General features: G+C 42.9%; 11 protein-coding genes and 1 rRNA gene. 11 read left to right on the top strand and 1 reads right to left on the bottom strand.

Features of this window, described 5'->3' with window-relative positions; all coding sequences use genetic code 11:
• The first annotated feature begins 23 nt into the window (after positions 1–23).
• From CLV31_RS20025 to CLV31_RS20005, 5 genes are all read left to right on the top strand, one after another.
• The gene (locus CLV31_RS20025) at positions 24–1187 is read left to right on the top strand and encodes a hypothetical protein (protein ID WP_111394866.1); all 1164 of its coding nucleotides are present in this window, start codon (positions 24–26) and stop codon (positions 1185–1187) included.
• Between the two features lie 176 nt (positions 1188–1363).
• Positions 1364–2359: an adenosine kinase gene (locus tag CLV31_RS20020; RefSeq protein WP_111394865.1), complete on the top strand. Its 996-nt coding sequence runs from the start codon at positions 1364–1366 to the stop codon at positions 2357–2359.
• Positions 2360–2558: 199 nt separating this feature from the next.
• On the top strand, positions 2559–3890 hold the full coding sequence (locus CLV31_RS20015; protein ID WP_111394864.1) for a M16 family metallopeptidase: 1332 nt from the start codon (positions 2559–2561) through the stop codon (positions 3888–3890).
• Positions 3891–3916: 26 nt separating this feature from the next.
• On the top strand, positions 3917–5962 hold the full coding sequence (locus CLV31_RS20010; protein WP_111394863.1) for a M16 family metallopeptidase: 2046 nt from the start codon (positions 3917–3919) through the stop codon (positions 5960–5962).
• 68 nt (positions 5963–6030) lie between these two features.
• Positions 6031–6762 carry a LolA-like protein gene (locus tag CLV31_RS20005; RefSeq protein WP_111394862.1) on the top strand — a complete coding sequence of 244 codons (732 nt, stop codon included), beginning with the start codon at positions 6031–6033 and terminating at the stop codon, positions 6760–6762.
• 56 nt (positions 6763–6818) lie between these two features.
• On the opposite strand, the gene CLV31_RS20000 is transcribed toward CLV31_RS20005, so the two are convergent.
• Positions 6819–8468, bottom strand: coding sequence for a M61 family metallopeptidase (locus tag CLV31_RS20000; protein ID WP_146250943.1), 1650 nt, complete (start codon positions 8466–8468; stop codon positions 6819–6821).
• Positions 8469–8606: 138 nt separating this feature from the next.
• Here CLV31_RS20000 and rpmH point away from each other — a divergent pair, with 138 nt between their 5' ends.
• The 6 genes from rpmH to CLV31_RS19970 all read left to right on the top strand — a co-directional run.
• The gene (rpmH, locus tag CLV31_RS19995; protein ID WP_111394860.1) at positions 8607–8765 is read left to right on the top strand and encodes a 50S ribosomal protein L34; all 159 of its coding nucleotides are present in this window, start codon (positions 8607–8609) and stop codon (positions 8763–8765) included.
• A 48-nt stretch (positions 8766–8813) separates the two neighbouring features.
• On the top strand, positions 8814–9206 hold the full coding sequence (gene rnpA, locus CLV31_RS19990) for a ribonuclease P protein component (protein WP_111394859.1): 393 nt from the start codon (positions 8814–8816) through the stop codon (positions 9204–9206).
• Positions 9190–10851 carry a S41 family peptidase gene (locus CLV31_RS19985; RefSeq protein ID WP_181452677.1) on the top strand — a complete coding sequence of 554 codons (1662 nt, stop codon included), beginning with the start codon at positions 9190–9192 and terminating at the stop codon, positions 10849–10851. The genes rnpA and CLV31_RS19985 overlap by 17 nt, the downstream gene beginning before the upstream one ends.
• A 2-nt stretch (positions 10852–10853) precedes the next feature.
• Positions 10854–11543 carry a tRNA (adenosine(37)-N6)-threonylcarbamoyltransferase complex dimerization subunit type 1 TsaB gene (tsaB, locus tag CLV31_RS19980; protein ID WP_111394858.1) on the top strand — a complete coding sequence of 230 codons (690 nt, stop codon included), beginning with the start codon at positions 10854–10856 and terminating at the stop codon, positions 11541–11543.
• Positions 11540–12049 carry a DUF2480 family protein gene (locus CLV31_RS19975; protein WP_111394857.1) on the top strand — a complete coding sequence of 170 codons (510 nt, stop codon included), beginning with the start codon at positions 11540–11542 and terminating at the stop codon, positions 12047–12049. The genes tsaB and CLV31_RS19975 overlap by 4 nt, the downstream gene beginning before the upstream one ends.
• Before the next feature lie 353 nt (positions 12050–12402).
• Positions 12403–12474: ribosomal RNA gene (locus CLV31_RS19970) — 16S ribosomal RNA — on the top strand; the annotation flags it as partial.

Genomic DNA, 12474 nt, shown 5'->3' with positions numbered 1-12474 from the left:
TTAGCCGATCTAAAATCCCCCGAATGAAGCTGATCGAAGTCACCACTCCCGCCCATCAGAAAGAGTTTATCGAAATGGCGGTGAGGCTTTACAAGAATGAAAAAAATTGGATCCGACCGCTAGACAATGACATTGAGGGACTTTTTCAACCCGAGACCAACAAACTTTTCCGAAACGGAGCCAAAGCCAAAAGATGGTTACTACAGGATGAAAAGGGACAAGTTATTGGCAGAGTTGCCGCCTTTATCAATCCCAAGATGAAGGAAAAGCAGCCTACAGGAGGTGTGGGTTTCTTCGAATGCATCGACAACCAGGAAGCTGCTTTTCTCCTTTTCGATACCGCAAAAGCTTGGCTTCAGAGCGAAGGCATGGAGGCGATGGATGGTCCGATCAATTTCGGAGAGCGGGATAAGTGGTGGGGGCTGTTGGTCGATGGATTTTCCGAACCGAATTACAACATGCCTTGGAACTTCGCCTACTACCAGAAGTTCTTCGAGGACTACGGCTTCCAACTCTATTTTAAGCAGTACACCTACATGCGTCCGGTGCAGGATTTGGGTTTTGATGAGAAAATGATCCAGCGGGCCAATGCCATCATGGCTAATCCGGATTACTCCTTTCGGTACATCCAAGGAAAAGAGCTTCAGGAAAAAGCACCGGAGTACTTCATGACCGTATACAACAAAGCTTGGGCTCGCCACATGGGCAAGTCGATCGCCTTGAAGGAGGCCCAATTGATGTTTGGCAAGATGAAACCGATCATCGATCCGCGATTGATCTACTTTGCTTTTCACAAAGGGGAACCGGTGGGCTTTTTCATCCAAATCCCTGAGATCAATCAGATTTTCAAGCATGTGAATGGAAAAATGGACCTGATCGGAAAGCTGAAGTTCCTTTGGTACAAGACATTTTTTCCGCCCAATAAAATGCTCGGTCTGGTCTTTGGCGTAGTGCCGGAGCATCAGGGCAAAGGCGTGGAAAGCGCCATGATCATCAGCTACGACAAGATGAGTGGCAAGTCGTCTTTCCCTTATAAAACCATCGAAATGAACTGGATCGGGGACTTCAATCCCAAGATGATGCGGGTTTGTGAACAGCTGCTGGCAACGATCTACAAGACTCATCATACCTATCGATACTTGTTTGATCGGGAAAAGCCGTTTGAAAGACACCCGATCTTTGATTGACGATTTACGAAGGACGATTTACGACACAATTTCGAACCTCAAACCTGATTCTCCTAATTGAGCTTACCAAGATTAATGTCGAATAGCGAACATCGAATTTCGAATTATGAAGTAAAACCCAGCTTTCTGACCAATCTTCCAATTTTGCAATCTTTAAATTTTCCAATTAAACATAAATGAAAAAATACGACGTAACAGGCATCGGAAATGCTTTGGTAGATATTGAGTTCAAAGTCACAGATCAGTTCTTTTTTGAAAACGGAGTGGAAAAAGGCCTGATGACCTTGGTCGATGAAGAGCGCCAAAACTCCCTGATGAATGTCATAAATGCTACCGAAGCTAAGAAGCAGGCCGGTGGGTCTGCGGCCAATTCCATCGTGGCAGTGAGTCAGTTTGGGGGAAAGTCCTTCTATTGCTTCCGGGTTGCCAATGACGAATTGGGACATTTTTATCTACAGGACCTGAATGATTCAGGAGTGGATATTGCCTTGGTTCCAGAGCGTCTGGAAAATGGAATAACGGGAAAATGTCTGGTGATGGTAACCGAAGACTCCGAACGGACGATGAATACGTTTTTGGGGATTACTCAAAATTTTTCGGTTAAAGATGTGCATGAATCTGCCATCAAAGACTCCAAATACCTTTTTATAGAAGGTTATCTGGTGACTTCTCCCAATGGAAAAGAGGCGATGCTTTACTCTAAAAAAGTGGCGGAGGGAGCAGGCACCAAAGTCGCCCTCACCTTTTCCGATCCTGCCATGGTGAAGTATTTCAAAGCCAACTTTGATGATGTGATTGGCCCAAGTGTGGATTTGCTTTTTGCAAATGAGGAAGAAGCGATGCTTTACACCAGTAAAGACAACTTGGCTGAAGCACGGGAAGAAATGAAAAAATATGCGAGGCATTTTGTGATCACGATGGGTAAAAACGGGGCAATGATCTTTGATGGGGACACCTTTATTGATATCGAGCCTTACAAAACCACCGCCATAGACAGCAACGGGGCTGGAGATATGTTTGCTGGAGCTTTCCTATATGGGATTACCAACGGACACAGCTATGCCTCGAGCGGAAAACTGGCCTCTATGGCGAGCTCTAAAATAGTAAGTCAGTTTGGGCCGAGACTGAAATGGCATGAAGCCAAAGAGATTTTGGCCAGACTTAATCCGTAATTTTCAAAGGGGCTGTTCTCAAAAGGGCAGCCTCTTCGCTTGTCCTTGGATTTCTGCAATGATGGATTTGGAATTTAGAATTCAGATTAATCCTTCCAACTTGTATCAAAACTTAACAAGGATGTTTAGTTGTAATTAAACAAAAAATTGCTTCTTGCAGTATTATCCTTTTGAGAATAACTAACCCAATCTTTTTACCATGAAAAAAACTATACTTCTGGGATTGTTGGTAGGCCTTTTTGCTTGGCCTTCTTACTCCCAAAACAAGATTGATTTCAAGGAATTTACCTTGGACAATGGACTGCATGTAATCATGCATCAAGATAATACCACCCCGATCGTGGTCACCTCGGTACTATATCATGTAGGTTCAAAGAATGAAAACCCCGAAAGAACAGGTTTTGCACACTTTTTCGAGCACTTGATGTTTGAAGGATCTGAAAATATCGGTCGGGGCGAGTTTATGACGACCATTCAGGGTCGTGGAGGCACACTTAACGCCTATACTTCCAATGACATCACGTACTATTATGAGTTGCTTCCTTCCAACGAACTGGAATTGGCGCTCTACATGGAAAGCGAGCGAATGCTTCATTCCAAAGTGGATATCACCGGTGTGGAGACACAGCGAGAAGTCGTCAAAGAAGAGAAACGTCAGCGAATTGACAATCAGCCTTATGGCTCGATTTTGACCGAAACCTTGGCCCGAGCTTACACCGTACACCCATATCGTTGGGCACCGATCGGCTCTTTGGATCACTTGAATGCAGCTACCATCGAGGAGTTTCAGCAGTTTTATAAGGATTTCTATGTGCCAAATAATGCGACATTGACGATCGCAGGAGACATTGACTATGCAAAGACGGAGGACTTGGTGAGAAAATATTTCGCCGAAATCCCAAAAGGAGCCAAAGAAATCTACAGACCAAACGTGACCGAGCCTAAGAAAACGGCTGAAGTAAGGGACATCGTTTACGACAATATCCAGATCCCTGCGGTCATCCAAGCTTACAATTTACCTCCAAGAAACCATCCCGACAGCTACGCGATGTCCATGCTTTCGACTTACCTGACCGGTGGTAACTCATCGTTGATGACTAAAGAATTGGTGGATAAGCAGCAAAAAGCACTTGCAGTAGCAGCTATTCCTTTGGAATTGGAAGATGGAGGCCTATTCCTGATGTACGGGATCGCCAACATGGGAGTGGAGGCCAAAGATCTCGAAACGGAAATCGATAAATTGCTCAAGCAAGTACAGGAAAACGGAATTACCGATGAGGATTTTGCGAAGCTGAAAAACCAAATTGAAAATGATCTAGTGAGCAGCAACTCGACCATTGCTGGTGTGGCAGAAAATCTTGCTGAAGCCAAAGTTATCTTCGGTGACACCAATTACATCAATCAGGTGATGGATCAGTTTGCCAAAGTAACCAAAGCAGACATCCAGCGTGTGGCCAAGGAATATATGAACTTGGACGGCCGAGTGGTTCTTTACTACCTGCCTAAATCTGCTCAACCAGCCACTGAATAATTGTTTGGACTTAACGAAAAATCAGAATGAAAAAATTAGCTATATCTTTTGTAATGCTGCTTTTTGTCTCTTTTGGCCTGATGGCGCAAGTGGACAGAAGCAAGTTTCCTGCGGCAGGACCTGCTCCTGAAATCAAAATCAAAGACGCCGAAACCTTTACCTTGGCAAATGGCCTGAAGGTTTTTGTAGTCAACAATACCAAACTTCCCCGTGTATCATTTACCCTAGTGTTGGAAAGGGACCCCATTTTGGAAAAAGACAAGGCTGGAATGTCCAGTTTTGTCGGAGAAATGATGATGGGAGGTACAACCAACCGAACTAAAGATCAACTTGATCAGGAAATTGACTTTATCGGTGCGAGCCTCAGTGCCTCTTCCACATCAATGTTTGCCTCTTCACTGAAAAAACATCAGGGAAAAATACTCGAACTGATGGCCGATGTGCTCTATAATCCGGTTTTTCCCCAGGAGGAATTAGATAAATTAAAAAAGCAGGCGCTGACAGGATTGGCACAGAGCAAAGACAATCCAAATGCAATCTCTGGAAGACTTTCCAGAGCGGTACTTTACGGACCGAATCATCCTTATGGAGAGTCACAATCAGAAGCGACTATCAATAACATCACGGTCGATGACGTCAAAAAATATTACCAAACCTATTTCAAACCCAATATCGCCTACTTGGCTATAGTCGGTGACATGACCAAGGCTGAAGCCGAAAAAGTAGTCAATCAATACTTTGGGAAATGGGAAAAAGGAAACGTGCCTACCTTCACCTATCCTATGCCAGAGCGGGCTGCCAAGCAGGCGGTGGCTTTGGTGGACCGAAGCTCATCTGTGCAGTCCGTGATCAATGTAACTCAACCCGTTCAGATGAAAATCGGAGATACTGACTACATTTCCAGCCGCGTGTTGAATCAGATTTTGGGTGGCGGTTCGGCTTCCAGGCTCTTTATGAATCTGCGTGAAGACAAAGGTTATACCTACGGGGCCTATTCTTCCATCGGAGCGGACAAGTTGGTGGCTACCATTTCAGCCAGTGCCTCGGTGCGCACAGAGGTGACGGATTCGGCTGTTTATGAATTCATCTACGAAATCCGAAATCTGGTTGATAAAGGGGTCACCGAAGATGAGCTTCAAAAAGCAAAAGCTGAATTGGCTGGAAGCTTCGGTAGATCGCTCGAGTCGCCGGCCACTGTAGCCAACTTTGCTTTGAATATGGAGCGATACAAGCTCCCTAAAGATTACTATGCCACTTATTTGCAAAAACTGAATGCCTTGACGGTCGATGAGATCAACGCTACAGCCAAGAGACTGATCGATCCGGACAAATTCATTATCACTACCGTGGGCAATGGCTCCGAGATTAGAGAAAAACTGGCTCAATTTGGTGAAGTCATTGAGTATGACAACATGGGACAGCCTGCCAAACAGTTGGTAGCTGATGCAGACATGACTGCGGAAAAGGTGATCGAAAACTACCTGAAGGCAATCGGCGGGAAAGAAAAAGTCTCCCAAATCAAAACGGCAAAAATCTCCATGGATGCCAGTGTGATGGGCACTGCGCTAAACATCTCTTTTGTGTACGATCAGGAAAACAAGCGCTATGCGCAGAAGCAGTCTGTTGGTGGTAACGTCCTGATTAAAACCAAAATTGAAAATGGTAAAGGCGCACTGACCATGCAGGGACAAAATCAGGAAATGCAACCTGCTCAATATGAAGAAGCGGTGTTGAATTCTTTCCTTTTTCCGGAGGCCATCTACCAGAATATGGGGTATTCCTTGACATTTGATGGACTCAAAGATGTCGACGGTACTCCTGCTTATAAGGTCATCATAGCCAGTGCTTCGGGTGCCAAATTGACCAATTACTATGCTCAAGAGTCAGGATTGAAAATCAAATATGAAAATCCTGCTTCAGGTGATACTTTCTACTCCGACTATCAGGAAAAAGAAGGAGTCCTTTTGCCAATGACTTGGACCATCAAATCACCCATGATCCCTGTTCCTCTTGAGGCAAAAGTGACTAAGATGGAACTAAACGTCCCAATTGCTGACAGCGATATCAATTAATTTAAGGTCAAAAGGAGAGGGTTTTCCTCTCTTTTTGTTTTTTTGTTTGACAACTAATTTAAACTCTTATGAATATCAAATCACTTTTAGTCTCAGCCTTGCTGATCTCTGCGATCCAAGGCGATCTTCTTGCCAAAGGGCCCAATGCTGAAAATGGGATTGTGCAACCCTTGCTAGAAAACGATCCTCAAACCATCATCTCCAACTACATCAAAGCTGTGGGCGGTAAGGAGAAGGTTGCCTCTATCAAGAATGCGACGATGACTGGAGAAGCGTCGTTTATGGGACAATCCATCACCATCAAGACCGTGGCAGACAGTGAAAATGAACGGCTTTTACAGTCAACCTCGGTAGGAGGTAATGTAATGCAGCAGACCGTATTGATGAATGGAAAAGCCCAGATTATGGCTATGGGTCAGGTCCAAGAGGTTCCAGACGAATTGACTGCTATGATCAAAACACAGACCTATGTTTTTCCAGAACCCAGATATGAAGAAATGGGATATGAACTTTCTTATGAAGGGACAGAAGAGATTGAAGAAGAGGTGACGCATAAAATCAAGATTTCTGCTCCAAATGGAATGGTCACTTTCGAGTATTATTCAGCAGAATCCAATCTGAAAATTCGGACTAGTTCTGACGCTACAGGAGATGTGACCTATAGCAATTACCAGGAGGTAGATGGAGTAAAATTTCCAATGACATTGAAAATTAAGAATCCTATGCTCCCTGAGGCCCTAGTTACCCAAATGACCTCAGTAAAATTCAATCAGGCCCTTACTGAGGCAGATTTCCAGTAAGATTTTCTGACTCCGGTTTCAAGAGTAATGCAGCCTTCCAATTTGGAAGGCTGTTTTTATTTTCCCCATGTTTCTCTCAGCGCTGTTTTTTCGGCTATCTCCAGTTTGAATTCAGGGAAAAATTTTCCGGTTTCAAAGGGGATTTCTATAGGAAGTTCTCTTCCCAATCGGTCAATTTTCAAATTAAGGGATGGGGTATCATGTTCGGAATAGCCAAGAATCCTGTCATTTCTCATCAAAGAGGAGTAAGCCTTGGAATCAGGATGGATTTGGGTGATCTGCCCCTCTTTATTGGTTCGGATTCCCCAATTATGCAGCAGTCTGTCTTCTCCGTTTTTTTCATTCAATTCCAATCCGATTTCACCAAGCAGTGATTTTAGTTGTGGAAAAAGGTCTTGGTATCCGTAGACAAAATCAGAAAAATACCTTTGGATTTCTGTAGGGTCTGAGAAAGATCCGAAAATAAGACTTTCAAAATCTTCCCAGTGGTATCCAATAAACGGCTTGCCGAATTTTTCCCAAAGTAGTTTCATGACTTCACTTAGGGAACTTCCGTTTTTGATCAGAAGAATGTCAATTCCCAAGGCTAAAAGAGCTCCACGGGTATAGATGCTTACCTTTCTGTCAGGAATCCCCGGCACATATCCATCAAGCCATAAATCATAGGAGGATTCCAGGATGTTGTAATTTTTCCATCCAAAATTGGAGGATTCCCTGGCGATTATTTTTTCAAGATGCTTGAGGTAGGTGGGTAAATCGTAGACATCTGATTTGAGTAAATATAAATCCCCCATGTAGGTGGTGATTCCCTCGAGTATGAGGCCTGTACGGGTGTAAGTCTCTTTTGAAAAGTCATAGGGCAGTAGTTCCTGGGGACGAATTCTACAGACATTCCATCCGTGATAAAGCTCGTGGCAGCTGATCCCCAAAAGTTCCTCCATTTGATTTGGGTCGATCAAGGATTCGGCTGGACCAAATGTGATGATCGTACCACGACGATGCTCCACGCCATGGTAATGGGCATAGGGTAGGAGTTGGAAGATAAAGTGATATTCCAATTCCGGGAATTCTCCGAAATCAGCTATCAGTTTCCTTGAGAAGGATTTAAATCGGTTGAGAATAAGCTGTTGGTCAAAATGAACCTCTCCGTGAATCCAGATGTGAAATAGAGTTGATTCTATTTGATACTTCCAATGGGTGATGCTTTTAGCAGCCAAAATGGTGGAATCGGCCAGCATTTGGAAGTCTCTTGCTTTCCATCTTGAGGCGCCATTGGGCAAAAGAGTACTTACTAGCTCTGGAAATTTGGGCAGATCCAAAGAAACTTCGATCTCCTCCTCACTCCTTCCCGATACTTCAAAGCAGCAATTGATCAGATTGACATAGATCTGCTCTTCATCTGCCCAAGCACTCCCTGCGTCCATTTTACCTGCCCAATACTCATAGCAAACGGTTACTTTTCCGCTTTCTGTAGTTTGGAATTCCCATCGGTCTTTGGAAGCTTTCTCAAAGAGAACATTTTCCTCTTGGGCATCTTTTATCCTAAATCTCCTGATATTCTGGGCATAATTTGCCAACTGATATCTCCCTGCTCTCCAAGCCGGTAATTGGAGGAAAATGTGTTCATTTGCCTTGCAATCCAGGGAAAGCTCGATTTCTAAGAACTGACTGGAAGGGTTGGAACAGGAAAATTTATAATGAATCATGCCTTTCTGATTGATGCTCAAAACAAATGTAGAGAGCCGATTTGTATTTAAGAAAATGGTACATATCTTTGCAGTCCTTTTTGGGGTCAATGCCAAGGGGTAAAGTCAATAGAAGCAAATAGATAACGATATTCGATCATGAAAAGAACATTCCAGCCTTCTCGCAGAAAAAGAAAAAACAAGCACGGCTTCAGAGAAAGAATGGCTACTGCTAATGGTAGACGAGTAATCAGAGCCAGAAGAGCAAAAGGCAGACATAAGTTGACCGTGTCTGACGAAAAGACATTGAAGAAGTAATTCTTTGGATGGCATTTCGTATGTTCACATACGAGTCTAGTCCTTGCGATGAATTTCAAACTTCCAAAATCAGAGCGGCTTAATGCCGAAAAGCTTATCAAGGAACTTTTTAACGAAGGTTCCTCTTTTTTTTTGTACCCTTTCAAAGTTCTTTTTCTGAACAAAAAAGAGCTTGATGGCCAAACTAATCAGGTAATGTTTTCCGTTTCCAAGAAGAAAATAAAAAAGGCCAGTGGTAGAAATTTCATAAAAAGGAGAATGAGAGAGGCATATCGACTCAATAAATCAATTCTGTCTTCAAATGGGATTTTGCTGGGCTTGATATTTGTTGGAAATCCCGAAATGAGTTTTTCAGAAATTGAGCCAAAAATGAAACTGGCACTTGAGAAACTCCAAAAGGAAATATCCCAAAATCACTCTGAGCATGATTCAAAAATTTAAGAGACCGGTCGTTTGGATCCCGGTTGTGTTGGTCCTCTTTTCGGGAATTCTGGCATTTCAAGTCAAGAATGACAAGCTTTTTGCCTTGGCAAAGAACATTGATATTTTCGCAACACTCATTCGGGAGCTAGATTCCTATTATGTAGATGAGATCAATCCGGATGAATTGGTGACCATTGGTATCAATGCCATGCTTGAAGAATTGGACCCCTACACGGAGTTTATTCCTGAGGAGGAATCCGATGATTTCAGAATGTTGACAACTGGGGAGTATGCGGGTGTAGGCGCCCTGATCGGAAATAGAGGTGGGGGCAATATGATTTTGATGCCGTATACGGGTTTTCCAGCTCAAAATGCAGGTTTGAAAATCGCAGACTTCATCATCAAGATTGACAGTATCGATGTGGCTCGGAAATCTACCTCGGAAGTATCAGAGCTTTTAAAAGGTCCTGCGAATACTTCTGTAAAGGTGACTGTAAAAAGGAATACGGATACGCTTCAATTTTCATTGATCAGAAAGAAAATCAGCCTTAAGAATGTTCCCTTTTACGGAAAACTTGACGATAAAACTGGATATATCAAATTGGCAGATTTTACGACCAATGCTTCTTCCGAAGTCCGAAACGCATTGGTCGCTCTGAAAGCGCAGGGGGCTGACCGATTGATTTTGGATTTGAGGGATAATCCAGGCGGATTGCTCAATGAAGCGGTTGAAATAGTCAATCTTTTTATTCCTAAAGGGAAAGAGGTAGTAAAAACTATCGGAAAGCTTCAAAATGTGAATTATACCTACAAAACGACCAAGACTCCCATCGATAAAGAAATTCCATTGGTGGTGTTGATCAATGAGCGAAGTGCTTCGGCGGCCGAAATCGTCGCAGGCGCACTTCAGGATTATGACCGGGCTGTTTTGGTGGGAAGAAAATCTTTTGGAAAAGGGCTTGTACAGACGACTATCCCATTGACCTATAATGCCCAGGCAAAAATTACCACAGCAAAGTATTACATCCCCAGCGGGCGATGTATTCAGGCGATCGATTATGCTCAGTCAAGAGAAAATGGATCGGTGACTACGGTACCGGATTCTTTGCGTAAGGCTTTTAAGACAGCTAATGGAAGAGTTGTATTGGACGGGGCTGGCATCGAACCTGACGAAAAAGTCTCGGAGATAACCTATGCGCCGATCTCCTACACACTTGTGGCTGGAAATCATATCTTTGATTTTGCCACTCAGTATTTTTATAAAAACAAGTCAATTTCCAATCCCATGACCTTCCAGATTACCGACCAGGATTATGAGGATTTTAAGAAGTTTCTTATTGGCAAGGATTACGATTATACCACCTACACTGAGAAATCTCTGAGTGATTTGGAAAAGTATGTGGAGAAGGAACCTTACTACGAGGAAATTAAGGCTCAGATGGAAGCTATCAAGGCCAAAGTAAATCACAGTAAGGAAAATGATGTCGATACCCACAAAAAGGAGATCCGGAAAATTCTAAGCGAAGAGATTGTGTCCAGATATTATTTCCAAGAAGGAATGATAGAAGCCGGCTTAGATGAAGATCCGGCAGTCGAGTTGGCAAAAAGCTTTCTCAACACATCTTCAAAATACATTAAGACCCTTACTGCCTCTGCAAAATAATCATGGGAAAAATCCTTTCCATAGAGACATCGACTTCCGTTTGCTCAGTTGCAGTGCATAATGCTGGGAATTTGACTTGTCTGAAGGAATTGAATGAATCCGGAGCGCATGCAGAGAAGCTGATGGGGTTGATTGATCTAGTTCTTTCTGAGGCAGGGCTTAGTTATAATGGATTGGACGCGATTGCTGTATCTGAAGGTCCGGGTTCCTATACGGGATTGCGCATCGGTGTTTCTACCGCTAAAGGATTGGCTTTCGCATTGGGGAAACCTTTAATAGGAATCAATACCTTGCAGGCAATTGCCTCGGGTCATACCTATGCACAGGGAGAAGTTGGTATTGCCGTTTTGGATGCACGTAGGATGGAGGTGTTTAGCCAAGTCTTTGGAGAGAATCTTGCAGAATTGAGTTCTATCGAATCTGTTGTTTTAGATGAATTTGCTTATCAAGACTTTTTGGAGAATGGGAAAGTTTACTTTTCCGGAGATGCAGTTTCCAAAGTTAGGAGTGTGATTATGCATCAAAATGCTGTTTTTTTAGAAACCCCAGCGGTCTCAGCAAAGAATCTTGGAAAATTAGCTTATGCTAAATTTTCGGAAAAATCATTTGAAGATATTGCGTACTTCGTTCCAAACTATTTGAAAGAGTTTAAAGCTCTCCATTCCAAAAAGAATCCTCTACTAAGCTTATGAGTGAAATAATCAACCGAGTGGCAAGCAGTTCTATCATATCGCTGAATATGGAGGAGTTCTACCCACAGGAGGAGAGGGTAATATTTGATTTAAAGGATTTCCTTTTCCAACAATTGATCTTACGTGAAAAGGAGTTTCGTCAAGCCTTGAAGGATTTTGATTGGTCAGTTTATTCTGAAAAGTGGGTTGCCGTCACTTGTTCAGTAGATGCTATCATTCCTACCTGGGCTTATATGCTTGTCTGTACCTACCTGGAAGATGTGGCCAAAGGGTATTGCGTAGGAGAGTTGGATAGTCTTGAGCAGCATATTGCCGAACTTACTTTAATGGCTATTGATCCTACTGACTTCAAAGATCGCCCCGTAGTGATTAAGGGGTGTTCAAAATTCCCGATACCACTTTTTGCCTATGGACGGTTGATTTCTCTTCTGCAAAAGGAAGCAAAAAGCCTAATGTTTGGAGAGCCGTGTAGTACTGTTCCGCTTTTCAAAAAAGGAAAGTCCTGATTTTTAAAGGATAAAATCTAAAGGATAAAAAGATTGGAATTTTTGTTTGGTAAAGGCTTGCGTAATCCGCTTTGCTCTTCTATGTTTGCACTCCCATTCAGGAACAAGGCCTGAAACAAATTGAAAAAAGAGTTCAAAGCGAAGAAAAAAACGAGAAAATTTTCTCGAGGATTTTTGGAAAGAAAAAACAAAATCCGATCTTTGCACTCGCTTTCGGAATAACGATTCCGACAATCTTTCTAATGAGAAAGACAAGTTCTTTGAAGTGATGTAAGGCGAAAAAGAAATAACCTGAGTAGAGGGGTTTTACCGGTATACTTTACTGGTAGAACGACTTATAAAATAGAAACTTTACAATGGAGAGTTTGATCCTGGCTCAGGATGAACGCTAGCGGCAGGCCTAATACATGCAAGTCGAGCGGCAA

The organism is Algoriphagus aquaeductus, assembly GCF_003253485.1.
Classification (GTDB): Bacteria; Bacteroidota; Bacteroidia; order Cytophagales; family Cyclobacteriaceae; genus Algoriphagus; species Algoriphagus aquaeductus.
Note: the sequence above shows the minus strand (reverse complement) of the source record. Positions and strands in the feature narration are given on the sequence as shown.